The organism is Roseateles sp. P4_D2 (assembly GCF_056401875.1).
The window spans coordinates 15,080-39,757 of record NZ_JBFUIM010000019.1 but is presented as its reverse complement, the minus strand read 5'-3'; the positions used below and the strand labels follow the sequence as shown (position 1 = coordinate 39,757).

Sequence of the window (24,678 nt, the reverse complement as noted above, 5' to 3'; positions counted from 1 at the left end):
TGTCTGACCTCATGCATATCCTGGATACCGAACGCCTGTCGCTGCGTGAATTCACACCGCTAGACGCGCCCTTCCTGCTCCGCCTGGTCAACGAACCGGGCTGGATCCGCAACATCAACAACCCCGGCGTGCGCACCGTCGATGACGCCCTGGCCTGGGCCGAGGGGCGGCTGTTCAAGGCCTACCGGGAGCTCGGCCACGGCTTCTGGGCCCTGGAGCGGCGCACCGACGGCGTGCTTGTGGGCATGTGCGGCCTGTTCAAGCGCCCCGCCCTGCCCGAGCCCGACCTCGGCTATGCGCTGCTGGCCGAGCATGAAGGCAATGGCTACGCGCTGGAGGCGGCGCAGGCCTGCGTGGCGCATGCGAAGGCGGCGCTGGGCTGGCCGGTGCTGATGGCCATCACGGCCGTTGACAACACGCCCAGCGTGGCCCTGCTGGGCAAGCTGGGCTTCATCGAGCAGGGCCAGGAACAGCTCGAGGGCTACAACGATCTCTCGAGGGTGTTCCGCTTGGCTCTCTAGCCAGTTGGGGACAGAGCGGCTCGCTTGCGCTCGCTCGGTCTGTCCCGCAAAGCTTCCCTAATCAGTTGGGGACAGAGCTACTCGCTTGCGCTCGCTCGGTCTGTCCCGCAAAGCTTCCCTAATCAGTTGGGGACAGAGCTACTCGCTTGCGCTCGCTCGGTCTGTCCCGCAAAGCCATTAGATTCGCTTCGCCAGGTCTTGCGCCAGGCCGGTGTAGCTGCCCGGCGTCATCTTCAGCAACCGGGCCTTCTCGGCCTTGGGCAGGTCCAGGCCTTCGATGAAGGCGCGGATGGATTCCTGCGTGATGGCCTTGCCGCGCGTCAGCTCCTTGAGCTGCTCGTAGGGGTTGGGCAGGCCGAAGCGGCGCATGACGGTCTGGATGGGCTCGGCCAGCACTTCCCAGGCGGCGTCGAGATCGTCGGCCAGCGCGGCCTCATTGACCTCCAGCTTGCCCAGTCCCTTGGCCAGCGAGTCATAGCCCAGCAGTGCATAGCCCAGGCCCACGCCCATGTTGCGCAGCACGGTGGAGTCGGTCAGGTCGCGCTGCCAGCGGCTCACCGGCAGCTTCTGGCTCAGATGCGTCAGCACCGCGCTGGCCAGGCCGAAGTTGCCTTCCGCGTTCTCGAAGTCGATGGGGTTGACCTTGTGCGGCATCGTCGAGCTGCCGATCTCGCCGGCCTTGGTGCGCTGCTTGAAGTAGCCCAGCGAGATATAGCCCCAGACGTCGCGCGACCAGTCGATCAGGATGGTGTTGGCGCGCGTGAACGCGTCGAACAGCTCGGCCATGTAGTCGTGCGGCTCGATCTGGATCGTGTACGGGTTGAAGCTCAGCTTGAGCTGCTTCTCGATGACGCCCTTGGAGAAGGCTTCCCAGTCGTGCTTGGGCCAGGCCGACAGGTGGGCGTTGAAGTTGCCGACCGCGCCGTTCATCTTGGCCAGCGGCTTGACCGCCACGATGCGCGCGCGCGCCGTCTGCAGGCGGGCCACGACGTTGGCGATCTCCTTGCCAACCGTCGTCGGGCTGGCCGTCTGGCCGTGCGTGCGGCTCAGCATCGGCACGGCCGCGAACTGGTGGGCCATGCCACGCAGCTTCTCGATGATGCCGTCCAGCGCAGGCAGCATGACCTCATCGCGCGCCGCCTTCAGCATCAACGCGTGGCTGGTGTTGTTGATGTCCTCGCTGGTGCAGGCGAAGTGGACGAACTCACTCGCCGCCAGCAGTTCGGGCTGGCCCTCGAAGCTGCGCTTGATCCAGTACTCCACCGCCTTCACGTCGTGGTTGGTCGTGCGCTCGATGGCCTTGATCTCTTCGGCATCGGCCTCGCTGAACTTCTTGACGAGCCGGCGCAGGCGCGAGCGGGCGGATGACGACAGCGGCTTGAACTCCTTGAAGCCGGCGTCCGACAGCGCGATGAACCACTCCACCTCGACCTGCACGCGGCGGTGCATCAGGCCGTACTCGGACAGCAGCGGGCGCAGGGCGGCCACCTTGGCGGCGTAGCGGCCGTCCAGCGGCGAGAGGGCGCTGATGGCGGAGTATTCGGACGTTGTCATGGCGGGCCGGCGGAGCGTGGAAAACCCGCGATTCTAGTTTTTGGGGGCTGCGGGGCCTTCGGCCTTGAAGAAGGCGATGCGCTCACTGTCGCCAGGATGGGAGCTGAACGCAATGGCCAAAGGGCTCTCGGCACCGCCATACTTTTCGCGGATGCGTTCGAAGAAGACAGCGATGCGCGCCGGGTCGACACCGCCCCGGCTGGCCAGTTCGCGGGCAAAGGCGTCAGCTTCGCGCTCGTAGTCGCGTGAGTAGCCTTTGGTGAGCAACGCGAGGGGCAGACCATTGAGCAGGCTGGAATAGTCGCCCAGCCACAACGCCGTGACGGCGGCCGTGACGCCCGCGCGCAAGCCCATGCGCAGGCCGTGGCGGTGCCTGACATGGCCGGCCTCGTGGGCGAGGATGGTCAGCACCGCGTCGGGCTCGCCCTTCAGCATTTCGAGGAGTTCGTCGGTCACGCACATTTGCTCGCCGGGCAGCGCAAAGGCATTGGGTCCCAGCGCAGGGGTGGTGCGCCGGAAATGCAGCTGCCAGTGCTCAGGCAGGTCGCGCATGCCGGCGGCGCGCGCCGTGGTCAGCATGCGCTCGAAGCGCTGGCGCCAGGCCTGCTGCTCTGCCTCGCTGAGCTGGGTGGGTCGCACCATCTGCCTGTCGATCAGCGCCATGGCCTGCTCGCCGATTGGCTGCTCGGCGCTGAGGGGCACGCGCTCGACGAGGCGGTCGCTGGCCCAGGGCAGGCCCCAGCGCCAACCAGCAGCGAGCAGCACCGTGAGCAAGGCCAGAGACATCAGCGCCAGATGCCAGCTGAGTTGCCAGCGCGCGACGAGGCCCGGCAGTTGGCCGACGCTGTCGGCCCAGGCGTCGAAGGCGGCGGCATCGGGGAAGCTGATCACACCCGCGCCGCGCAGCAGGATCTGCCTTTGGCCATGGCGCATCCGCTCGGGCCATTGCACCTGATCCAGCGGGGTGGCGCGGTCGCCGAAGCGCAGCGCGCCGTTGTGGAGGCTCACCTCGACGGGCTGGGCCATGCCGCATTGGCCGTCGAACCAACGGCCGGTGATGAAAGTCGATGCGCTCATGTCAGAGCCCCACGTCCATGCCGAAGAAATCTCCCGCCACCTCGCCGCTGGCGTCGGTGCGCTCAGTCCCGGCAGGCGCCACCCATGTGGCCGGGTCCGTGCTGCTCTCGATGCTCACCGACTCCAGCCGCAGCCGCATGGTGGCGATGACGGCGAAGGGCCGGTACAGGCCCAGCGTGGCGACGATCAGCAGCCAGTTCTTCAGCGTCAGCCCCCTCAGGCCGGAGAGTTCGCTGCGAAAGCGCAGGGACGCGCTGTGGGTATTGCCCCAGACGAGGTTCTGGATGCGCGAGGCGTAGTAGGGCAGCACGACGCTGCCGACGAACAGGTAGACCATCCCCGCCCAGGCAAACCCGGCGTAGGTGCTGCTACCCTTGGCGTCGATCTTGCCGGTGGTGGCCAGCCCCAGCAGGCTGCCCAGGGCGAAAGCGCATATCGAGACGACCACCAGCATCAGCACCGCCAACATGACGGACTTGAAGCCGATGAAGTAGACCGAGCGGGTGTGCAGCCGGATGCCGCAGTGCTCGCCGGCGATGCGGTAGCCGCTGTGCTGGTAGCGCTTGATCAGCGCCGTGGACCAGGGCGCCGCCAGCAGGGCGACCAACTGCAACGCCAGCCCGAGCCAGGCCAGGACACCACCGCCTGGGCCCTCACTCTCCAGGCTCCAGGCCAGCGCCAGCGCGGCAGGCACGAACACCGGCAGGTAGGCGAGATAGGCCGCGCCCAGCGAACCCTCAAAGCCCATCCGCAAGCCACGCCAGCTGGTGTTGCCGAGGCGGAACTGCATCGATGCCCGCCACAGTGCCGGCCAGGCGGCACCCGCCAGCACGAAGGCCAGCAGCGCCGCCATGGGCGAGAACTCTCCGGCAAACGTGTAGACGAGCATCAGCACGGCCAGCAGCACGAAGCCGCGGAACATCTTCCACGCGTCGCCGTGGAAGGCGAGCGCTTCGCTGTCGATCAGCGTGTTGGCATAGAGGTAGCGGATGCGCCTGATCTTGGCGAACGGCAGGTAGAGCCCGCAGCTCAGCAGGATCAGCAGCAGATTGACGGCCCAGATGCGGAAGTACTCGCTGCCGGAGCCTGTGAAGCGGATCTCGAGAACACGCGGCGCGGGCTCGGTGTTGGGCGGGGGCAGATCGGCCGTCGTCGGGACGGCTGCGGCGGTGTGCATGGAAACTCCCTGGGTGAAGGCGCCGCCGTCTGCTGCAGCGGGCTGCCCGTGACTGTGGCATTGCCGGCGCGCGTCACGAGCTCCGCTCGCGACGTGATTGTTCACCGCTGACTGAAGAAGGCGATGCGCTCCTCGTCTGCGGGGTGGGACGAGATCGCGATGGCCAACGGGTTGTTGTCCACCGTTGCATGCTTCTTGGCCAGACGCTCGAAAAACACGGCCATGCGCGAGGTGTCCACGCCGCCGGCCCGGGCCAGCGTGCGGCCGTAGAGGTCAGCCTCGCGCTCGTTGTCGCGCGAGTAGGCGTTGCTCGCCAGCAAGGCCGGCGCCGCGGCAAGCAGCGTGGAGAAGTCGCCCACGATGACCGAGGCGACGACGCCGACCGCACCCGCCCGCAGCATCAGCCGCAGGCCGTGACGGTGACGCACGTGACCCAGCTCGTGCGCCAGCACGGTCATCACCGCGTCAGGCTCGTCGGCCAGCAGTTCCAGCAACTCGTCGGTGATGACGATGTCGCCGCCGGGCAGCGCAAACGCATTCGGTCCCAGCGCCTTGCCCCCGTTGCGGAAATGGATCTCGAAGCGCTCCGGCACCGCCGGCCCACCGTCGGCGTGGGCTCGCGCGATGGCCTTGGTCCAACGGTCTTGCCAGACCTGTTGCTGGGCCGCGCTGAGGGCGCTCGGCTTGAGCCAATCGCCGTCCAGACCGTTCAACAAATGCTCGCCCAGGGTCCGCTCAGCGGATTGGGGCAGCGCGTCGACGGCGGTGTCGACCGCCCACGGCAGTCCCCAGCGCCAACCCGCTGCCAGGCCCGCCGCCAGCAACACCAGCGCCAGCAGCGCCAGCAGCCAGCTCTGCTGCCACTGCACGATGGCGCTGTCACTGCGACCGGACGCGCTCGCCCAGGCATCAAAGGCCGTGGCATCGGCAAAGCTCAGCAGGCCGCCGCCAGGCAGCAGGATCTGGCGCTGGCCATGGCGCTGGCGTTCGGGCCAGGTCAGGCCTGACAGCGGCGCGCTCTGCTCACCGAAGTGCAGCGTCGCACCGTCCATCCAGACCTCAATGGGCCGCGCGCGGGCGCTGCGCCCATCAAACCAGTCCGCGGCGAGGCGGGGCGAAGCATCCATCACAGGCCCATGTCGATGCCGAAGAAGTCGCCGGCGATGTCGCCCGTCGCGTCGGCGTGGCCGGCATGGGCTGCGGCCACCCAGTCGGCCGGGTCTTCGTCGCAGCCGATGCTGACGGCCTCCAGGCGCAGCCGCGCCGTGGCGATCGCCGCGAAGGGCCGGTACAGGCCCAGGGTCAGGCCGGTCAGCAGCCAGTTCTTCAGCGTCAGGCCGAACAGGGACGAGAAGCTCAGCGTGCTGCGAAAGCGCAAGGCTTCGCTGCGCGTGCCGCTCCAGGCCAGGTTCTGCATGCGTGCGGCGCTGTAGGGCATGACGACCGCGAAATACAGCAGGTAGGCGAGCAGCACCCCAAAGCCCAGCGCGGCCATGCTGACGACACGACCCATGCTCTGCTGCATGGTGCTGCCCAGCGCGACGAACAACGCGATCAGCACGCCGGAACCGATCATGGGCAGCAACGAGACGCCGATGGTCTTCAGCCCGAGCAGATAGACCTTGGCCACCGACAGCTTGAGCCGGGCATGCTGTCCGGCGATGCGGTAGCCGTTGTGCTGGTAGCGCTTGAACAGGGTCAATGACCAAGGCATCAGGACCATCATGCCCAGCAGGCCGACGACGTTCAGCCACAGCGCGGGCGTCATCTCCTTGGCCGTGCCTGCGTCTGCGGAGGCCATCAGTGCGGTGCCGGCGACCATGGCGATGGCCGGCAGATAGCTGGGTGCGCAGGCCAGATAGGCCCCTTGCAGCGACCCCTCGAAGCGCAGGCGCAGGCCGCGCCAGCTGGTGTTGCCCAGGCGAAACTGCATCGAGGCCCGCCACAGGGCCGGCCAGACGGCGCACAGGATCAGGAAGGCGATGAAGGCCGCCAGCTGCGACAGCCGGCCCGCGCCGCTGTAGACACCCATCAACACGACCAGCAGCACGAAGCCGCGGAACATCTTCCACGGGTCGCCATGAAAGCTCAGCGCCTGGCCATCGACCAGGGTGTTGGCATAGAAGTAGCGGATGCGCCTGGCCTTGGCGAAGGGCAGGTACAGGCCCAGCGTGACGAGGATGAGCAGCAGGTTGACCGACCAGATGCGGAAATACTCGCTGCCCGAGCCGGTGAAGCGGATGTCGAGCACCCGCGGCGCAGCGGGCGGCGTGGCGACGGGGGCCGCATCGGCCGCGGCGTCGAGGTCTTGCATGGAATCTCCCTGTTAGCGGGCCGCTGTTCAGCGCGGCGTGCCGGCCGAGACTTTGGCGGTGGCCAGCGTGCCTGGCAACTCTGGTTTGTCAGGCCCCGTGATGTGATTTTTTACGGCTGCCTGAAGAAGGCGATGCGCTCTTCGTCGCCCGGGTGGCTTGAGAACGAAGCCGAAAAAGACCTGGACCGAGTCGTCGCGGTCGTGTCGGAATCAAGCATTCATCCTCCCTCGGATGTCCTTTGTCCCGGCTTCCGGGGACGGCGCCGGTGTCTGAGCGGCAGCACTGTGCAGGGCGCCCTCCCTGCTGGCAACCCCTGCTTGCGGTGGCTGTCGGCCCCAGCCGACAGGCCTTTTTCACGGGCAGTCCGCCAAGAAGCGCTCGCTAGAATCGTTTCGACTTGTGATCCCCTTGCCTGCCCTATGACGATGAAGTTGATCGGTTCTCTCGCCAGCCCTTACGTGCGCAAGGTTCGCATCGTGATGGCCGAGAAGAAGCTCGATTACCAGTTGGTGCTTGAAGACGTCTGGGGCAGCGACGCCATCCTGAAGATGAACCCGCTGGGCAAGGTGCCCTGCCTGGTCATGGAAGGCCAGGATTCGATCACCGGCGCCGTCTTCGACTCGCGCGTCATCGTCGAGTACGTGGACACGCTGTCACCCGTGGGCAAGCTGATCCCCGAGCGCGGCCGCGAGCGCTGTGAGGTGCGCACCTGGGAGGCCCTGGCCGACGGCATCGTCGATGCCGGCATCCTCGTGCGCCTGGAGCGCACCTGGGCGCACCGCCCCGCGGAGCAGCGCAGCCCGGCCTGGATTGACCGTCAGCTGACCAAGGTCAACGCCGCGTTGGCCGCGATGAGCCAGGGCCTGGGCGAGAAGGCCTGGTGCTCGGGCAACCATTTCTCGCTCGCCGACATCTCCGTCGGTTGCGCCCTGGGCTGGCTGGAATTCCGCTTCCCGGAGATCAACTGGCGCGAGGACTACCCCAATCTGGCTCGCCACATGGACAAGCTGTCCCAGCGCCAGAGCTTTGCGGACACCGTGCCGGCCTAGGCGATCAGCAGTTCCCGCGAACGCACATGCAGCAGACGCACCAGGCGCCAGATGCGACGCTCGATTTCGGCAACGTCCAGCTTCCACAGCGTCGCGATCTCGGCCAGTAGCAGGCCTTGCGCCAGCAGCGTCAGCAGATGACGGCTGGCCTGGTCGATCTGGCGGCCGGCGGGGCTGGCATCCAGCGGCGCTGCGGCCTGGCGGGCCGTGACGATGGGGCTGCGCTCGATGCCGAAGGCCGCCAGGGCCTGGCGGGCCAGCTGAGGGTTGAACATGGAGCGGCGTTCATGCAGGCGAGTCAGCGCCTGGACGAGGCCGGCACCGCTGCCGTCGTCCACGTGATAGGCATTGGCGCCGGCACTCAGCGCGGCGAACAGCTGCAGGTCATCGGCCGTCGGCGTCAGCAGCAGCAGCTGGGGCCGCACCGGCAGGCGGCCGAGTTCATGGGCGACACGCATCGCATGGCTGTCGACCAGGCGCAGGTCGCTAGCGACGATGTCGGGCGCCAGCGCGGCGAGTTCGTCCAGCGCGTCGGCCAGCAGGGTGCTGCTGCCGGCCAGCTCCACGCCGTCGGCCTGCAGCAGCAGCGAGCGCGTGCGCTGCAGCGTGGGCTCGCTGAGACGGAGGAGATAGACGGTGGGCATGATGCGCGGATGTAACCGCTGCGCATTGTGCGCGTTTTGGTCGCCATCCCCCTAATTTGTAGGCACCATCCCCCGCGGGCGCGGGCCCCTCGTCCAAGGAGGGGATCGCCAGGCGCCCGGCCCGAAATTCACGCGGCAGCGGTGCGCTCGATGGCCCCCTGGGGCGCAAAGCTGTGGGCGCTGGCCAGCGGCCAGTAGATCCTGAAGGTGTTGTGCCTCATGTCGCCGCGCAGCAGCGAACCCGGCTCCACGAAAGGCAGCAGGTTGGCCAGCAACCTGACCTCGTGCTTGTCCAGGCGGTGCACGATGTGCTGGGCCGTGATTTCCTGCGGGTGGCACAGCCCGGCGGCCTCGACGAGTTCCTTCAGCGCCTTCAGCGTGCCCTGGTGAAAGTTGGCGACGCGCTGGGCCTTGTCGGGCACGACGATGGCGCGCTGGCGCACCGGGTCCTGCGTGGTCACGCCCGTCGGGCAATGGCCGGTGTGGCAGGCCTGGGCCTGGATGCAACCCAGAGCGAACATGAAGCCGCGCCCGGCGTTGCACCAGTCGGCGCCCAGCGCCATCAGGCGCACCAGGTCGAAGGCGGTCGTGACCTTGCCGGCGCAGCCGATCTTGATCTTGTCGCGCAGGTTCAATCCGACCAGCGAGTTGTGCACGAGCAGCAGGCCCTCCTGAACCGGCGCGCCGACATGGTTGGTGAACTCCAGCGGCGCGGCGCCCGTGCCGCCTTCGGCGCCATCGACGACGATGAAGTCGGGCGTGATGCCGGTCTCCAGCATGGCCTTGCACACAGCGAACCACTCCCAGGGGTGGCCGATGCAAAGCTTGAAGCCGGTGGGCTTGCCACCCGACAGCGTGCGCAGCCTGTCGATGAACTGCATCATCTCGATGGGTGTCGAGAAGGCGCTGTGCCGGGCCGGTGAGATACAGGCCACGCCCTCGGGAACGCCACGTGCGGCCGCAATCTCCGCCGTCACCTTCGGGCCGGGCAGCACGCCGCCGTGGCCGGGCTTGGCGCCCTGGCTGAGCTTGAGCTCGATCATCTTGACCTGCGGATCGCGGGCAGCGGCCGCGAAGCGCTCAGGGCTGAAGCTGCCATCGTCATTGCGGCAGCCGAAATAACCCGAACCAATCTCCCAGATCAGGTCGCCGCCATGCACGCGGTGGTGGGCGCTGATCGAGCCTTCGCCCGTGTCGTGGGCGAAGCCGCCGAGCTTCGCGCCCTTGTTCAGCGCCAGGATGGCGTTGGCGCTGAGCGCACCGAAGCTCATCGCCGAGATGTTGAAGACGCTGGCCGAATAGGGCTGGGCCCGGCCCGCGCCAATGGTGATGCGGAAGTCGTGGCTGGTGAGATGGGTCGGCGCCAGGGAATGGTTGATCCATTCATAGCCGCGCGCGCTGACGTCCAGCTGGGTGCCGAAAGGGCGCTGGTCGGCCTCGCCCTTGGCGCGCTGGTAGACGATGGAGCGCTGGGCACGCGAGAACGGCGCGGCATCGTTGTCGCCCTCCAGGAAGTACTGGCGGATCTCGGGGCGGATGAACTCCAGCAGGAAGCGCAGATGGCCGATGACGGGATAGTTGCGCAGAATGGAATGACGCGTCTGGCGGGTATCGCGCAGGCCGAGCAACGTCAGGCCCAGGAAGACGACGACCAGCACGCCGTCGACGAGCCCACCCATCCAACCGATGGCGAAGAACAGCGCGAACAGGCCGCACAGCATCCACGTCAGATAGCGCAGCGGGAAATACTCGTTGATGCGTCGTGTCCAGCTGGGCCAGGCAAGCATGAGGGGTCCTTAAACCGTGACCGACGGATGCTAAGGCCGGAGGAGCCTGAGCGGCAGCGGGCGTGGCCCGCGTTGTGACTGGCAAGGGCGCAGGCTAGGCGCGAGGAGGCAGCGGGTGCGTACCCGCAACGACGAGCAACAACGCCTGCGCCCTTGCCAGTCACAACCCGGAGGGCCGAGCGATTTGCGGGGCCATGCGGCGTTACCGGCTCGTTGTGGGTCCCTACCCACGCCTCGCCGGCGCCTGGCCTGGCCCCGCAAATCGCCTCGGCGCGGGCCACGCCCGCTGCCGCTCAGGCTCCTGACCTCACAATTGCCCGCATCAACCCTCAAGGTAGCTGTCGATGAAGTCCTTTTTTTCCACGCTGGGCTGGCTGTTCTCCAAGGCCTGGTGGCTGCTTGACGGCACGCGCCGCGCACTGATGAATCTCTTCGTGCTGCTGCTCCTCGTCATCTTCGTCACCGCCGTGATGACGCGCGGTCCCAAGCCGCTGGCCGACAAGACGACGCTGGTGCTCAAGCTCGACGGCAGCCTCGTCGAACAGTTTTCCGGCAGCCCCCGCGAGCAGCTGGCCGCCCAGGCCCGCGGCCAGAGCGTGCCGCACCAGACACGGTTGCGCGACGTGCTCGCCGTGCTCGACCAGGCCGCCAAGGACGACAAGATCAGCGCCCTGCTGCTGGACGTCGAGGAGCTGCAAGGCGCAGGTCTGGCCGGCCTGCACGAGGTCGTCGGCGCGCTGCAGCGCTTCAAGCAAAGCGGCAAGCCGGTGCTGGCCTATGCCGACAGCTACAGCCAACGCGGCTACTTCCTCGCCGCCCAGGCCGGCGAGGTCTATCTGCATCCCATGGGCATGGTCGGCATCGAAGGCTTTGGCCGCTACCGCACCTACTACAAGGACGCGCTGGACCGCATCGGCGTGACGCCGCACGTCATCAAGGTCGGCACCTACAAGAACTTTGCCGAGACCTACACGGCCAATGGCCCCAGCCCCGCGACGCTGGAGTCCGAGGGCCTGGTCTATGGCGAGCTGTGGAGCGGCTTCACCGGCAGCATCGAGGCCGCACGCAAACTGGAGGCGGGCAGCATCGCCAAGGGCATCGCCGGGCTGCCGCAACTGCTTGCCGCCACGCAGGGCGACACGGCCAGGCTGGCCCTGCAGGCCAAGCTGGTCGACGGCCTGAAGACGCGCGACGAAATGCGCGAACTGCTCATTGCCAAGGGCGCCAAGGACGAGGACAGCAAGAGCTTCCGCCAGATCTCGCTGAACCAGTACCTGGCCTATGTGAAGGACGCCGGCACGCCCAACAAGTTGCAGCCCGGCATTGGCATCGTCGTGGCCGAGGGCGAGATCGTCGATGGCGATGCCGGCCCGGGCCGCATCGGCGGTGACTCGACCGCCCGCCTGATCCGCAAGGCCCGCGAGGACGAGGCCATCAAGGCCATCGTGCTGCGCGTGAACTCGCCGGGCGGCAGCGCCTTCGCCTCCGAGATCCTGCGCCGCGAGCTGGAGCTGACCCGCAAGGCCGGCAAACCAGTCGTCGTGTCGATGGGTGACGTGGCGGCCTCGGGCGGCTATTGGATCTCCATGGCCAGCGACACCGTCATCGCCGACGCCGGCACCATCACCGGCAGCATCGGCGTGTTCGGCATGCTGCCCACCGCCGAAGGGCTGATGGACAAGCTGTCGCTGCACACCGGCGGCGTCACGACGACCTGGCTGGCCGGCGGCTACGACCCGCGCCGCGCTCTGGACCCGCGCCTGCAGGCCACCGTGCAGGCCAGCATCGACAACATCTATGGCCGCTTCACCAGCCTCGCGGCCCAGGCGCGCAAGAGCACGCCGGAGAAAATTGATGCCGTCGCGCAGGGCCGTATCTGGACGGGCTCGCAAGCCAAGGAGCGCGGCCTCGTCGACCGCCTGGGCAGCTTCGACGATGCCGTGCAGACGGCCGTCCAGTTGGCCAAGCTTGAGGTCAAGGAGGGCGAGAAGCCGCGCCTGGCTTATGTGGAGCGCGACCTCAGCCGCAGCGAGCGGCTGCTGGCGTCGCTGACCGACACACTGGCGCCGTCCATCGCCGCGGCCATCGGCAGCTCGCTGGGCCTGGACGCCCTGCCCGCGCCGGTGCGCGAGGAGCTGGCGATGCTGAAGGATCTGTCGCAGTTCGCCGCCCGCGGCCAGTGGGACAAGGCCGCCGCCGTGCACTGCCTGTGCGGTGCTCCCTGACCTGCGAACCGATTAACTGGCCGGCGTCTGCCAGCCCCCGCTTCATGGCCAGTGGCGTTGGAACACTGCAGCCACCTCGGGATGCTGCTCCACGCGCAGCAACTGGGCGAAGAAGCTCGGCCGCTCGGCCTGCAGGAAGGGCCGCGACCCCGACCACTTGGACACCACCGTGGCCAGCAGCTCCAGCGCGCCGGGCACGCCGGCCTCGAAGCCGATCTCGAACTGGTCGGCAAACAGCCGCCAGTGCTCGTGCAGGCGGGCCCGCGTGCCGGCGCGGATCTGCGCCTTCATCGCGTCGTCGCAGGGCTCGCACCAGCGCTCGGGGTAGTCGATGACGCTGATGGCCGCATAGCAGTTGGCCGCCACATAGACCAGGCCTCGGATGGCGCGCGCCCGCGCGCTGGCGTCGGCGGGCAGCAGCAACCCCGGCGGCACCGTCAGGCCCAGGTGGATGAGGATGGCGGCGCTCTCCGTCAGCACCGTGCCGTCGGCCAGCACCAGCGTCGGAATCTGCCCCAGCGGATTCACGCGCAGCAGCTCATCGCGCCCGGGCCCGGGGTTCCACGAGGCTGCGTCCACGGTCGTGTAAGCCAGGCCGGCGCGCGCCAGCGCCGCCTCGATGGCCGCCGAACCCGAACCCTTGGTGCCGTACAAGGTCAACATTGCCATGACTCCTTCATCGAGCGTGCTCTCGAGCATGCAAAATCGTCTCACATCATGAGCCCCGGCCCCTCGCTTCCCCCTTCCCGGCATCCGGTCGTCAAGCCCAGCTTCGGCCGCGTCAGCGTCGGCGTGCATGGCCGCGTCATGGTGTCGATCGCCGAGGGACCTTTCGACGCACCGCTGATGGCAGCCGTCAAGCGCGCCGTCGCGCTGGCCGGCAAGCGCCTGCCGGCCGACCGCCGCTTCGGTGACCTGCTCGAGATCCGCGGCAGCCTGCAGATGGACGCCGATGCGCTGCAGGAGCTGCGCGCCAGCATCGATGCCTTCGGTTCGCGCGGCATCGTCTCCCTGTCCACCGTCTTCCTGGTGCGCCCCGGCATCCCCGGCATCGAGCGCCTGCCGGCGCTGATGGACATCTGGCGCGCCAGCCGCCCGGTGCGCCGCGCCGACAACTTCGAGTCCGCCTGGGCCCTGGTCAACGCCGACCTGGCCGCAGCCGGCCTGCCGACGCAAGAGCCGCCAGTGCGCCGATGACAGACGCGCCCGGCCTGCAATGGCCCCTCGACGCCAAGGGCAAGCGTGCCACCGGCGCGCCGGGCCAGCGCATCATCGCGGCCGCCTTGCGTGGGCTGGACGCAACCGCGGCCGACGCCGTCGCCGCCGAACACGACTGGCGCCACGCCTACCCCGCCCATTGGTGCGCCCTGGTGCAAGCTCAAGCGGCCCGGCCCGTGGGTGTCGTCGCCTCGGCACGCGCCGGCCTCGCCGCGGCCTGGCGCGAACTGCCCTTCATGCGCGCCGGCCAACCCCACGCTCTGGCCGACGCAATGAACACGCCCCAGCGCCGCCTGCAAACGCTGCAACTGCGCGGCAGCGGCGATGCGGCACCCGCGCGCTGGACCGTGCCCCACCAAGGCCGCGAGCTGCATGGCGATGCCCTCGCCCGCCAGATCGACCGCTGGGAGAAGGGTGGCATCTGCGAGGCCGCCCACGCGGGCGCGCTGCGCGACTGCCTGGCCCACCCCGAATGGTTCGACCTGTCCGACCAGCACCTCGTGCTGCTCGGTGCCGGCAGCGAGGCCGGGCCGCTGGCCTGGCTGGCGAAATGGCGCGCCAATCTCGTCGGCATCGACCTCGCCCGCGCCGCGACCTGGAAGCGAATCGCCGCCATCGTCGCCGCGGGCAACGCCACGCTGATCGCGCCCGTCGCGCCGGGCCAGCCGCTGGACGTCGCCCATGCCGGCGCCGACCTGCTGGCCGACACGCCGGAGATAGCCGCCTGGCTGGCGTCTCGGCAACAGCCGCTGTCCATCGCCAACCTCGCCTACCTGGACGGCGAGCGCCATGTGCGCGTGTCCCTCGCGATGGACGCCATCAGCGCGACGCTGTGCGCCGCCGACGCCCGCACCCAGCTCGCCTACATGGCCACGCCGACCGACGTCTTCGCCGTGCCGGAGCAGCTGGCGCGCGACGTCATGCGCCGTTATGCCGAGCGTGGCCTCGTCAAGAAGCTGGCCCAGTTCGGCGCACGGCTGGGTAGCGGCGGCCGCGGCTTCGCTCCGCATATCGAGGGGCTCGTCGACGCGGGTGATTTCGGCAGAGACTCTGGGAAATGGGGCCTGGTCGACGCGCTAGTCGTCGAGCAAGGCCCGAACTACGCGCTGGCCAAGCGGCTGCAGCAGTGGCGCGCCCTGGTGGCCCGCGCCGATGGGCACCGCGTCGCCTTCAACGTGGCGCCCAGCACCACGACGGCCTCAGTTGTCTCCAATCCGCTGCTGGCAGCGGGCTTTCGCGGCGCCAAGGCTTTTGGCGTCGAGGTCTTTGCGCCGGCGACGACGAATGCGCTGATGGCCGCGATGTGGGTGCATCAGTTGCGCACCGAGGCCCGCGACTTCGCGCATCCACTCAAGCTGCTGGTGCACACCGCCAACCATGGCGGCCTGTGGCGCCTGCCCTATCGGCCACGCTCGGTGCTGCCGATGGCCGCGCTGCTAGGGTTCGTCAAGCGGCGTTAGCCGCTGCCCTGGGGTTCGTACGGCCCCTCATCTTCGGGGCCGGGTCGCCCCTGTCTGCGCCTAAAGTGGCATCGCCCCGGAGGCGCACCCGCGCACCCCGGCACCAGGGAGAAAAAATGCACACCATTGCCGCGATCGCCTGCGTCTTGGCCTGTCTGCCGAGCCAGCAGGCCCAGGCCAAGACCTACCAGCTCACCTTTACTGCAACGCATTTCACGTCGGTGCTGGCACCCGCCCCTGCGCCGCAGGATCCGGTGTCGGGCTCGATCATCTTCCAGGCTGATGCGCTGGGCCAACCGGTCACCAGCATCGGCGCCATCGACCTGAGCATCGCAGGTCACAGCTACAGCTTGGCAGACCTTGCCTTCGAGAACTGGCAAGGTGCGCCGTTTCCGCCGTCCTACACCTTTGGCGGCAAGGGCAACGGCGCCGGCGGCGTGGCGCCCGGCGTGAATGACTTCTTCATCACGTTGAGCGGAGTCAGCGGCTACCACGACATCAGCTTCCTCTACTCGGTCGCAGGCACTGCCCAAAGCTCCTGGATCGCTTACAACTACTCAGACCGTTTTGCCAGCGACATCATTTCGAGCATCGTCGAGATTCCCACCGCTGTACCTGAGCCGTCACAAGCGCTGCTGCTCGTCGCCGGCATGGCGCTGTTTGCCGGCCGGCTGCGAGCCCATCGCAAAACCTGATCGATTGCGCGAAGCGCGTCAGCCGCCTGCGCTGATCACGTTCGCATCGAACAACTCCAGCTCCGGCGGCTCGGACGCCATCGTTGCCAGCGCCCTGCCGAACTCGCGCGAGGCCGACACACGGAAGTGGGCTTGCAGGGCCGCCATGTCGCTCCACTTCTCGACGAAGACGAGGCGCAACGGGTTCTCGGTGTCTCGGTGCACTGCATGGACAAGGCAGCCTGGCTCCGCACGCGAGCGCTCGACGTGTTGATGGCTGAGCTTCAGCACCTCGTCGAAATGCTCGGGGCGGGCGGTGACATGGCCAAGGACGAGGATCATGGTGGGCTCTCCCAGAAGGGCCAGGGGCGTTGCTCGGGTCGCAACCGCTCCCACGCTGCGCCCAAGGCCAGCACGCCAGCGTCGTCGAAGCGCCGGCCGATGATCTGCAACCCAATCGGCAAGCCACTCGACGTGAAGCCCGCATTGATGGACAGCGCCGGCTGCTCGCTCATGTTGTAGGGCAGCGTGAAGGCGATGTGCTCGAAGGGCCGCGCCGGGTCGTGCAGCGGGCTGGCCAGGTGGGCCGGGTAGGCCGGCATGGGCGCGACGGGCGACAGCACGAAGTCGAACGGCTCGCAGGCTGCATTGGCCGCCTCGCGCAAGGCCTGCATCTGGCTGTAGCCGCGAAAGACCGTGCCGCCGTCGTAGCCGGCCGCGGGCGCGACCCAGCCGAGGATGTAGGGGAGAACCTTGGCACGGCGCTCGGGGGCGAGGGCCGAGATATCCAGCCAGGAGCGCATGCGCCAGAAACGGTCGATGCCGTCGGCCATCTCGCGCGTCGTGAAGGCGGCCAGCGGCTCGACGATGGCGCCAGCCTGCTCGAAGGCACGCGCCGCCGCGACCACCGCCGCCTCGACCTCCGGCTGCACGGCATCGCCCCAGCCCGCATCGAGCATCAGCCCGATGCGCAAGCCACGCAGCTCCAGCGGCCGCGGCGTGACCGAGCCCGGCGGCAGCTGCGTGGGGTCGCGCGCATCCGGTTGCGCGAGCACGGCCAGCATCAGCGCGGCGTCCTCGACCGTGCGCGTCAGCGGCCCGGCGACCCGGCCGGCATAGCCCGGCTTGATGGGCACGCGGCCATGGCTGGGCTTGAGGCCGACCAGGCCGCACCAGCCGGCCGGCAGCCGGATGGAGCCGCCAATGTCCGTGCCCAGGTGCAGAGGGCCATAGCCGGCCGCACCCGCCGCCGCGGCGCCAGCGCTGGAACCACCAGGCGTCATCGCCACGTTCCAGGGGTTGCGTGCCGGCTCGGCATAGAGGCTGGACAGGCCCGAGCTCAGCATGCCGTAGTCGGGCATGGTGGTGCGCGCCCAGGCGATGGCACCGGCCTCGCGCAGCCGCGCGGCGGGCGGAGCCTCGAAGTCGGCAGTCGCGTCATCCGCCGTCGCGGCAGTGCCCAGGCGGTAGCTCGCGCCGGGCACGGCGATGTTCTCCTTCAGCGTGACCGGCACGCCGTCCAGCGCCAGCGCAGTGCCGGCACGCCAGCGCGCCTCGCTGGCGCGGGCCGCGGCCAAAGCGCCCTCGGCATCCATGGCGCACAGTGCGTGCAGTTCGCCCTCACGCTTGCCGGCCTGGGACAGCACGGCGCCCATCACCTCGACGGGCGACAGTTCGCCGCTGCGGTAGGCGGCGATCAGCTCGGCCGCCCCGAGACCGAAAACGGCAGTTGACCGCTCGCTACTCATCGCAGGCCTGACGCTTCGACAAGACCGCTTGCCAGCCTCGCATGCCACTTCGATCACCAGCGCTGCACGTCCGCTGGTCTGGCGCTTCGGGCTGCCGGCTGCGTTGTTCTTCCTTGCGGGCACGAGCCCGCTGCGTCGTCTCGCCTTGCGGGCAACCCGCCTCGCCAGCCCCTCGGACGCGCACAACCGCCGTTTCCGGGCCGGCAATCATTTCTTCAGTTGCTGAGCCGCCTTCAGCATCGCGTCGATGTGGCCGTCCGGGTTCATGCTGGCATGCACAGCAGCGACCTTGCCATCGGTGCCGATCAGATAGGACACGCGGTCGGCCATGGTGCCGGGCACCATCTTCAGCGTGACGTCGTAGTCCTTGATGACCTTGCCGCCGGCGTCGGCCGCGACGGCGAACTTGTTGCGGCAGGCCTCGACGCTGAACTTCTTCAGCGTCTCGATGTCGTCGTTGGACATGCCGATGACCGTCGTGTGCAGCGCCTTGAACTTGTCGGTCGCCTCGGCGAACTGGTGGGCCTCGACGGTGCAGCCGCTGGTGAAGGCCTTGGGATAGAAGTACAGCACCACCGGGCCTTGCTTGAGGGCCTCGGCCAGCTTGAACTTGAAGGATTGGCCGCCGACGGCGGCGTCAGTGCTGAAGTCGGGGGCCGGGGCGCCGACGCTGAGGGCGGCGTGGCCTGGCAGGGCCAGCAGCAGGGATAGCGAGGCAAACAGGGGAGCAAGGCGCGACGACATAACGACTCCAACAGGTGAACAATCACGGGGCCGGCACCAACAACCAAAGCCGGCTTGCGCCTAGTATCCACTCGCTCGAAATTCAAGGTGTACCGATGACCTTTTCCTCCTGCTGCCGCGTGACGGCGCCCTTGCTGTTCTCCCTGCTCGCCATGGCAGGCTGTGGCGGCGTAGGCCACGACGTCGCTGACGTCGTCGGCGCCATGGCCGACGGCATCGTGTGCGGCCTGCGCAACTGCACCGAATCCTCGACGCTGAACGTCGACGAGATCAGCCCTCGCTTCAGCGCGGCCCAGGCAACGGGCGACAACCGCGTGGTGGTGGACGGCTTCCTCGGCAAGTCCGCCAACGTACTGACGACGGTGCTGATGGCGCCGAACGAGCGCCTGTCGGTCAGCGTCGACGGCGGCCCCGAGGTGACGATGAGCAACCCCGACGGCGAGCGTCTGGGCTACACCGCCAGCTTGGCCGCCGCGAGCGCCCAGCCGGTGGTGCAGCTGGTGTTCACGCGGGCCGGTGTGCGCCATGTGAGCCAGGTCACGCTGCCCGTTGGCTTCACGGTGCTGCAGCCCACTGGCAACCCTTTGCTGACACGCAGCGGCACCGCCCTGCCGGTGCGGTTGAACCTGTCCGGCGTGAGCGACGCCGTCGCCACGGGCAGCGGCAGCTGCAGCCGCAGCGATGGCAGCAGCTTCACGGTCAAGAACGAGAACCTGGCCGCACGCATCGAGAGCAGCGTGGCAGGCGGCTACCGGCTGGAGCCGGCCCTGGTGGACGACAACCTCAACATCGCCAGCCGCAATGCCAACAACAGCGATCCCAAGACCGCGGCCGTCAGCCGTTGCGAGCTCACGGTGACCTGGACCAAATCCTCTCGCGGCACCATCGCGCCGACGATGAACGGCCACGGTACTTTCCTCGGCGAACGCCAGGCCAACCACCCGCTGGTCTACGACGCGCGCTCCTGAAGCAGACTGTCAGCGAGCCAGCGCTGCAGGGCGCCGACGACGGCGGGCGCTGCGGCGCCTGGATCGCCCAGCGCCTGGGCGGCGCGCTCGCAGAGCTGCGCGAACGGCAAGCCCTCGGCCACCGCGCCCAGCAAAGCGGCCTCCAGCGGCTCCAGCGAGCGCCAGCGGGTCTCGCCGGCCTGGCGCCAGGCCAGCAGCGTGTGTTCATGCACCACCGGCTCAGGCAGCTCGGGTTGGTCGTCGCCGGACTCCGGCTCCCACTCGCGCAGCACGCGCCAGGCGGGCTCGATGGCGTAGGCCAGCACCACGCGCTGCACGCTGGGCTGCAGGTGCAGCACCAGACCGGCCCAGTCGTCTGCGCCAAGTGCGGCCAGCGAGGCCGGCTCCAGCGGGGGTGCCTGGGCCGCATCGAAGGCGCCACGCAGAGCCCAGTCCATGCGCGCGAAATCGATCAGGCTGGCATGGGGCACGAGTTCATCGTCTGCTGCGGCCATGAAGTCGGCCAGCTCATGGCCGAACCAGCGGATGGACGGGTGCTGGCTGGGCCGCGCGGCGAGATAGGCCTGGCCCAGGGCGTCGAAAGCCTCGTCGCCCAATGCCCGGGCGAGCACGGTGTAGTTGTCGGTCAGCGCCGCCACGAGGCGGGCCCGATAGGCATGGCGGTAGACCTCCAGGCCCGTCGCGTGGTCGCCAGCGAGCAAGTCGGCCGCGTCGGCACCGTCGCGGATCGCAGCGGCCAGCCGCCGCTGTTGCTGGATGACGCTCATGAGGTGGTCGCCAGGCGGCGGGCCACGGCCAGCTCGGCCAGCAGGCTCTCCAGCGGCGGAATGTGGTCGTCGCGCTCGATCATCGTCGGCACCGCGCCGAAGCGCTTCACGGCATGCTGGTACAGCGCCCAGACCTCGTCACGCACCGGGTGGTCGTGGGTGTCGATGACGATGTCGCCACGGTCCTCGTGGCCGGCGAGGTGGATCTGGCGCACGGGCTCTACGGGGATGGCGTCCAGGTAGGTGATCGGGTCGAAGCCGTGGTTGCGGCCTGAGACGTAGACGTTGTTGACGTCCAGCAGCAACTGGGCGCCGGTGGCCTTGAGCAACTGGGCGATGAAGTCCCACTCCGTCATCTCGTCGGCCGCGAAGCGCACATAGCTGGACACGTTCTCCAGCACCAACGGCCGGCCGAGGATGTCCTGCACCTGGGCAATGCGGCCGCCCACATGGTCCAGCGCCGCTCGCGTCAGCGGCACCGGCAGGAGGTCGTGCAGCTGGCTGTGGGCATCGGCACTCCAGCAGAGGTGGTCGGACACCCAGCCGGGTTCAAGCCGGTCCGCCAGCGCTTTCAATTCGCGCAGATAGCCCAGGTCCAGCGGTGCGGGCCCTGCCACGGACAGCGACACGCCGTGCATGACCAGCGGGTAGTCCGCGCGGATGCGCTCCAGATGCGCCATCGGCGGGCCGCCGGGCACCATGTAGTTCTCGGAAATGATCTCCAGCCAGTCGGGCCGCACGGCGGCATCCACGCCCGCCTCGAAGGCCGCGTAATGCTCGACGCGCAAGCCCAGGCCGAAGCCTTCAATCTTGGTCATTCAGTCGATGAAGAGAACACAGCCACAGAGACACCGAGACACAGAGGAAATCACCAGCACATCGCGGCAGCCGAGCCTCTCTGTGCCTCCGTGTCTCTGTGGCTGAATTTCAGAGATGGCGGCGAGGCCGCATGCGACCTCGCCCGTTTCAGGCCGGCTTACTTTTCAACTTTTCCGCCAGCCTTGGTGCACTCGTCAGCGCTCTTCTTGCTGACCCAGCCCTGGCCCTTGCAGCCGTTGTGGCCCTTGCAATCGCTCTTGGCGGTTTTGCACTCGGAAGTGCCCTTGCAGCCGTTCACGCCGGAGCACTTGACCATGCCGTCGGCGGCCATGGCGGTCGTCGGCACGGCGGTGGCGAACAGGGCAGCAGCGGCGGCAGCGATGCCCAGGCCAGTCTTGAGGGATGCGTTCATATCGAGTCTCCAGGAGATAAAAGTGGATGAATGTGAGAGGTTTCACCACAGGCCGATTCCGGATGCATCCGACATCGACTTGCCAGCTTCTGTCGGGGGCCATGCCCAACTCCTTACAACCGACAGGCAGATTCTGATTACCTGACGTTATGACTGCAATGGCGCGTGGCATTCGTCATGGTCCGGCGCCAGCCGCTAGAGTCCGTCAGCTTCGCTTCCGATCCCCATGCTGAACACCGAAACCCCGAGCACCCGGCATCCCGACCTGGACACTTACGCCACGCCGGCACTGCTGGATGCATTCATCGCCGATCAGGTCGATGCCGTCGCAGCCGTCAAAGCCGCCGCGCCTCAGCTCGCCGCCGCCGTGGACGCCGCACTGCCGCGCATCCGCGCCGGCGGCCGGCTGCTGTATGCCGGCGCCGGCACTTCCGGGCGGCTCGGCGTGCTGGACAGCGTGGAGCTCTACCCCACCTTTTCCTGGCCACGGGAACGGGCCGTTGCCGTCATCGCCGGCGGCCAGGGCGCGATGTTTGTCGCCGTCGAAGGCGCCGAGGATGACCGCGCCCAGGGCGCCGCTGACCTGAACGCGCTCAACCCCGGCCCCAATGACGTGGCCCTGCTGCTGGCCGCGTCCGGCGGCACGCCCTATGTGCTGGGTGCCATTGAGGCCGCCCGCGCGGCCGGCGCGCTGACCATCGGCTTTGCCAACAACCCCGGCGCGCCGGTCACCCAGCAGGCAGAGATCGGCATCACGCTGGACACCGGCGCCGAGGTCATCTCCGGCAGCACGCGGCTCAAGGCCGGCACCTCGCAGAAGATCGCGCTGAACACCTTCTCGTCGGCCCTGATGGTGCGGCTCAACAAGGTCTACGGCAATCTGATGGTGGACCTGAAGGCGACCAACGTGAAGCTCGTCAAGCGGGCGGTGGCGCTGACCGTGCGAGCGTCGGGCGCGAGTGAGGCCGATGCGCAGGCTGCGCTGGCGCAATGCGACCACCATGTGAAGACGGCGCTGGTGATGCTCAAGCGCGGTGTCGATGCGCGCGAGGCGCAGGCCTTGCTGGACAAGGTCGATGGCAGCGTGAGCCGGGCACTGGCTGCGTGAACACCCAGCAACGCTCGCCCTGGGCGTGGATCCCGACGCTCTACTTCGCTCAGGGGATTCCGTACGTCGTCGTCATGACGCTGTCGGTGGTGCTCTACAAGAACCTCGGCATCTCCAACACCGACATCGCCCTCTACACCAGCTGGCTCTACCTACCCTGGGTCATCAAACCGCTGTGGTCGCCGTTGGCCGAGTTGTTCGGCACCAAGCGGCTCTGGGTCACGGTGCTGCAGTTCTTCGTCGGCGCGGCGCTGGCCGGCGTGGCGCTGACGATCCCGACCGACAAGGTCTTCCAGCTGTCGCTCGCGGTCTTCTGGCTGATGGCGTTCGCGTCCGCCTCGCACGACATCGCGGCCGACGGCTACTACATGCTGGCCCTGCCGCAGCACCAGCAGGCCGCCTTCGTGGGCGTGCGCTCGACCTTCTATCGCCTCGCCAACATCGGCGGCCAGGGCGGCCTGGTCTACCTGGCCGGTGAGCTGACCGAGCGCACGGGCAGCGTCGTGCAGGCCTGGACCTGGGTGTTCTGGCTGCTGGGCGGGTTGTTCGTGCTGCTGGCGGCTTGGCATGCCCTTGTGTTGCCCCGGCCCGCGGCCGACGTGCGCGGTCCAGGCCGCAGCGCCGCGCGCGGGCTGGCGGCCGAATTCATGGCCGTGTTCGCCAGCTTCTTCAAAAAGCCCGGCATCGCCATCACGCTGGGCTTCCTGCTGCTCTACCGCTTCCCCGAGGCGCAGCTGCTGAAACTCGCCAGCCCCTTCCTGCTCGACCCCGTCGGCAAGGGTGGCCTGGGCCTGTCCACCAAGGCCGTTGGCATCGCCTATGGAACGGTCGGCCTGACGGCACTGACGCTGGGTGGCCTGGCCGGCGGCTGGATCATCTCCCGCATCGGCCTGAAGCGCGCGCTGTGGCCGCTGGTGCTGGCCATGCATGTGCCCAACGTCGCCTTCCTGCTGCTGGCCATCACGCATCCGACCAGCCTCGCCGTCATCAGCGGCGCGCTGGCCGTCGAACAGTTCGGCTACGGCCTCGGGTTCACGGCCTATCTGATGTACATGATCCACGTCGCCGATGGCGCCCAGAAGACGGCGCATTACGCCATCTGCACCGGCTTCATGGCCCTGGGCATGATGATTCCCGGCATGTGGAGCGGCTGGCTGCAGGACCACATCGGCTATGTGCCCTTCTTCGCCTGGGTGCTGGTGGCCACGCTGCCGAGCTTTGTCATGGCGGCGCTGATCAAGGTGCCGGACAACTTCGGCAAAAAGGTCGAGGCGTGAACGGCCGCCTGCTCAGCCTTGATGCCTTCCGCGGCTTCGCGATCGCTGCGATGCTCCTCGTCAACAACCCCGGCGACTGGGGCAACGTCTACGCGCCGCTGCTGCACGCGCACTGGAACGGCTGGACCTTCACGGACTGGGTCTTCCCCTTCTTCATCTTCATCTCCGGCATGGCGATGACGCTCAGCCTCGCGCGCCGCGCGCAGGCCGGCGCCAACAAGACCGAGCTGCTGCTGGGCACCTCACGCCGGGCGCTGGTCATCATCGGCATCGGCCTGCTGCTCAACCTGATCCCCAGCTTCAATTTCGAGACCTTGCGCATCCCCGGCGTGCTGCAGCGCCTGGGCCTGTGCACGCTGGCCGCGGCGCCCATCGTCATCTGGTGCAGCGCACGCGGCGTGGCGCTGTGGGCCGTGCTGCTGATGGCCATCTACTCGGCAATACAGCTCTGCTTGCCGGTGCCCGACGCAGACGGCATCGTCCACGTCGGCCTGCTGGAGCCGGGCAAGGATGCCAGTTCCTGGCTGGACCGCCTGCTGCTGGACGGCCACCTGTGGAAGCAGGCCAAGGTCTGGGACCCCGAGGGCCTGCTGTCGACGCTGCCTGCCGTGTCGACGCAACTGCTGGGTGTGCTGGCCGGCTATGTGCTGGCCTCCAAGAGGCAGCCCGCCGACAAGGCCATGACCTGGGTGCTCTATGGCCTGGCCTCGCTGTGGCTGGGCCAGGTGCTCGACGCGCTGCTGATGCCCATCAACAAGTCGCTGTGGACGCCGTCCTTCGTCTTCGCCATGGCCGGCTGGGCCTTGCTCGTCTTCGCCGTCTTCTACTGGCTGCTGGATGCCATGCCGCAACCGCTGGCCCGCCAGCGCTGGGCGCGCGTGTTCCACCCACTGGTCGTCTTCGGCATGAACGCCCTCTTCCTGTTTGCGCTGTCGGGCCTCGTTGCCAAGACGCTCTACACCGTCAAGCTTGCCGACGGCGCCAGCCTCGGCCGCGCGCTGTACGCGCCACTGCGCGACTCGGGCCTCGCACCGAAGAGCGCCTCCCTGCTGCACGCCATCGCCTTCGTGCTCTGCATGTACGCCATCGCCTGGCTCATGTATCGCAAGCGCTGGTTTATGAAAGTCTGATGCC

At 68.2% G+C, this 24,678-nt stretch carries 24 protein-coding genes; 10 read left to right on the top strand and 14 right to left on the bottom strand.

From position 1 onward, the window contains the following. Window positions 1–11 precede the first annotated feature (11 nt). On the top strand, window positions 12–521 hold the full coding sequence (locus AC1DW0_RS27160) for a GNAT family N-acetyltransferase (protein WP_056200196.1): 510 nt from the start codon (window positions 12–14) through the stop codon (window positions 519–521). A gap of 177 nt (window positions 522–698) precedes the next feature. On the opposite strand, the gene purB is transcribed toward AC1DW0_RS27160, so the two are convergent. The 5 genes from purB to AC1DW0_RS27135 all read right to left on the bottom strand — a co-directional run bounded on the left by purB (window position 699) and on the right by AC1DW0_RS27135 (window position 6,643). Then, window positions 699–2,075, bottom strand: coding sequence for an adenylosuccinate lyase (gene purB, locus AC1DW0_RS27155; RefSeq protein ID WP_477949148.1), 1,377 nt, complete (start codon window positions 2,073–2,075; stop codon window positions 699–701). 33 nt (window positions 2,076–2,108) lie between these two features. Next, complete coding sequence (locus tag AC1DW0_RS27150) at window positions 2,109–3,152, bottom strand: M48 family metallopeptidase (protein ID WP_477949146.1); 1,044 nt, start codon at window positions 3,150–3,152, stop codon at window positions 2,109–2,111. Between the two features lies 1 nt (window position 3,153). Beyond that, the gene (locus tag AC1DW0_RS27145; RefSeq protein ID WP_477949144.1) at window positions 3,154–4,329 is read right to left on the bottom strand and encodes a YjgN family protein; all 1,176 of its coding nucleotides are present in this window, start codon (window positions 4,327–4,329) and stop codon (window positions 3,154–3,156) included. A gap of 101 nt (window positions 4,330–4,430) precedes the next feature. Next, on the bottom strand, window positions 4,431–5,456 hold the full coding sequence (locus AC1DW0_RS27140) for a M48 family metallopeptidase (protein WP_056200208.1): 1,026 nt from the start codon (window positions 5,454–5,456) through the stop codon (window positions 4,431–4,433). Further along, window positions 5,456–6,643 (bottom strand): YjgN family protein, encoded by a 1,188-nt coding sequence (locus tag AC1DW0_RS27135; protein WP_056200210.1) that lies wholly within the window; start codon window positions 6,641–6,643, stop codon window positions 5,456–5,458. The genes AC1DW0_RS27140 and AC1DW0_RS27135 overlap by 1 nt, the downstream gene beginning before the upstream one ends. Window positions 6,644–7,069: 426 nt before the next feature. Between AC1DW0_RS27135 and AC1DW0_RS27130 the strand changes: the two genes are divergently transcribed. Then, window positions 7,070–7,693, top strand: a complete 624-nt coding sequence (locus AC1DW0_RS27130; RefSeq protein WP_056201274.1) for a glutathione S-transferase family protein — start codon at window positions 7,070–7,072, stop codon at window positions 7,691–7,693. On the opposite strand, the gene AC1DW0_RS27125 is transcribed toward AC1DW0_RS27130, so the two are convergent. After that, on the bottom strand, window positions 7,690–8,337 hold the full coding sequence (locus AC1DW0_RS27125) for a response regulator (RefSeq protein WP_056200213.1): 648 nt from the start codon (window positions 8,335–8,337) through the stop codon (window positions 7,690–7,692). The genes AC1DW0_RS27130 and AC1DW0_RS27125 overlap by 4 nt on opposite strands. Window positions 8,338–8,465: 128 nt before the next feature. Continuing rightward, a complete protein-coding gene (locus tag AC1DW0_RS27120; RefSeq protein WP_477949141.1) occupies window positions 8,466–10,124 on the bottom strand; it encodes an FMN-binding glutamate synthase family protein in 1,659 nt (552 codons plus the stop codon). A gap of 344 nt (window positions 10,125–10,468) precedes the next feature. On the opposite strand from AC1DW0_RS27120, the gene sppA reads away from it, so the two are divergent. Beyond that, on the top strand, window positions 10,469–12,349 hold the full coding sequence (sppA, locus tag AC1DW0_RS27115; RefSeq protein ID WP_477949139.1) for a signal peptide peptidase SppA: 1,881 nt from the start codon (window positions 10,469–10,471) through the stop codon (window positions 12,347–12,349). A gap of 42 nt (window positions 12,350–12,391) precedes the next feature. Here sppA and AC1DW0_RS27110 read toward each other — a convergent pair whose 3' ends face one another. Next, entirely contained in the window at window positions 12,392–13,012 is a 621-nt protein-coding gene (locus AC1DW0_RS27110; RefSeq protein WP_477949137.1) for a glutathione S-transferase family protein, read from the bottom strand. A gap of 54 nt (window positions 13,013–13,066) precedes the next feature. Here AC1DW0_RS27110 and AC1DW0_RS27105 point away from each other — a divergent pair, with 54 nt between their 5' ends. From AC1DW0_RS27105 to AC1DW0_RS27095, 3 genes are all read left to right on the top strand, one after another. Continuing rightward, window positions 13,067–13,546, top strand: a complete 480-nt coding sequence (locus AC1DW0_RS27105; protein ID WP_056200222.1) for a hypothetical protein — start codon at window positions 13,067–13,069, stop codon at window positions 13,544–13,546. Continuing rightward, complete coding sequence (locus tag AC1DW0_RS27100; protein ID WP_457324863.1) at window positions 13,543–15,027, top strand: hypothetical protein; 1,485 nt, start codon at window positions 13,543–13,545, stop codon at window positions 15,025–15,027. The genes AC1DW0_RS27105 and AC1DW0_RS27100 overlap by 4 nt, the downstream gene beginning before the upstream one ends. 116 nt (window positions 15,028–15,143) lie before the next feature. Further along, on the top strand, window positions 15,144–15,722 hold the full coding sequence (locus AC1DW0_RS27095; RefSeq protein WP_477949135.1) for a hypothetical protein: 579 nt from the start codon (window positions 15,144–15,146) through the stop codon (window positions 15,720–15,722). An 18-nt stretch (window positions 15,723–15,740) separates the two neighbouring features. On the opposite strand, the gene AC1DW0_RS27090 is transcribed toward AC1DW0_RS27095, so the two are convergent. The 3 genes from AC1DW0_RS27090 to AC1DW0_RS27080 form a co-directional block, all read right to left on the bottom strand. Beyond that, a complete protein-coding gene (locus tag AC1DW0_RS27090) occupies window positions 15,741–16,043 on the bottom strand; it encodes a putative quinol monooxygenase (protein WP_477949133.1) in 303 nt (100 codons plus the stop codon). Next, window positions 16,040–17,449 (bottom strand): amidase, encoded by a 1,410-nt coding sequence (locus AC1DW0_RS27085; RefSeq protein WP_457322359.1) that lies wholly within the window; start codon window positions 17,447–17,449, stop codon window positions 16,040–16,042. Before AC1DW0_RS27085 ends, AC1DW0_RS27090 begins: the two co-directional genes overlap by 4 nt. 207 nt (window positions 17,450–17,656) lie before the next feature. Beyond that, window positions 17,657–18,193, bottom strand: a complete 537-nt coding sequence (locus AC1DW0_RS27080) for a peroxiredoxin (protein ID WP_082532814.1) — start codon at window positions 18,191–18,193, stop codon at window positions 17,657–17,659. A gap of 95 nt (window positions 18,194–18,288) precedes the next feature. On the opposite strand from AC1DW0_RS27080, the gene AC1DW0_RS27075 reads away from it, so the two are divergent. Continuing rightward, entirely contained in the window at window positions 18,289–19,161 is an 873-nt protein-coding gene (locus AC1DW0_RS27075; protein WP_477949131.1) for a hypothetical protein, read from the top strand. Here AC1DW0_RS27075 and AC1DW0_RS27070 read toward each other — a convergent pair. The 3 genes from AC1DW0_RS27070 to bufA2 all read right to left on the bottom strand — a co-directional run bounded on the left by AC1DW0_RS27070 (window position 19,143) and on the right by bufA2 (window position 21,159). Next, on the bottom strand, window positions 19,143–19,928 hold the full coding sequence (locus AC1DW0_RS27070) for an HvfC/BufC family peptide modification chaperone (RefSeq protein WP_477949129.1): 786 nt from the start codon (window positions 19,926–19,928) through the stop codon (window positions 19,143–19,145). The two genes, AC1DW0_RS27075 and AC1DW0_RS27070, sit on opposite strands and share 19 nt — an antisense overlap. Further along, window positions 19,925–20,746, bottom strand: a complete 822-nt coding sequence (bufB, locus tag AC1DW0_RS27065) for an MNIO family bufferin maturase (RefSeq protein WP_477949127.1) — start codon at window positions 20,744–20,746, stop codon at window positions 19,925–19,927. Before bufB ends, AC1DW0_RS27070 begins: the two co-directional genes overlap by 4 nt. Before the next feature lie 158 nt (window positions 20,747–20,904). Beyond that, window positions 20,905–21,159, bottom strand: a complete 255-nt coding sequence (gene bufA2 / locus AC1DW0_RS27060) for a BufA2 family periplasmic bufferin-type metallophore (RefSeq protein WP_056200244.1) — start codon at window positions 21,157–21,159, stop codon at window positions 20,905–20,907. A gap of 226 nt (window positions 21,160–21,385) precedes the next feature. Here bufA2 and AC1DW0_RS27055 point away from each other — a divergent pair, with 226 nt between their 5' ends. From AC1DW0_RS27055 to AC1DW0_RS27045, 3 genes are read left to right on the top strand one after another with little or no spacing between them, the layout of a single operon-like run. Beyond that, entirely contained in the window at window positions 21,386–22,267 is an 882-nt protein-coding gene (locus AC1DW0_RS27055; RefSeq protein WP_457389222.1) for an N-acetylmuramic acid 6-phosphate etherase, read from the top strand. Continuing rightward, the gene (locus AC1DW0_RS27050; RefSeq protein ID WP_477949125.1) at window positions 22,264–23,544 is read left to right on the top strand and encodes an MFS transporter; all 1,281 of its coding nucleotides are present in this window, start codon (window positions 22,264–22,266) and stop codon (window positions 23,542–23,544) included. Before AC1DW0_RS27055 ends, AC1DW0_RS27050 begins: the two co-directional genes overlap by 4 nt. Beyond that, window positions 23,541–24,674: an acyltransferase family protein gene (locus AC1DW0_RS27045; RefSeq protein ID WP_477949123.1), complete on the top strand. Its 1,134-nt coding sequence runs from the start codon at window positions 23,541–23,543 to the stop codon at window positions 24,672–24,674. The genes AC1DW0_RS27050 and AC1DW0_RS27045 overlap by 4 nt, the downstream gene beginning before the upstream one ends. Window positions 24,675–24,678: the final 4 nt, after the last annotated feature.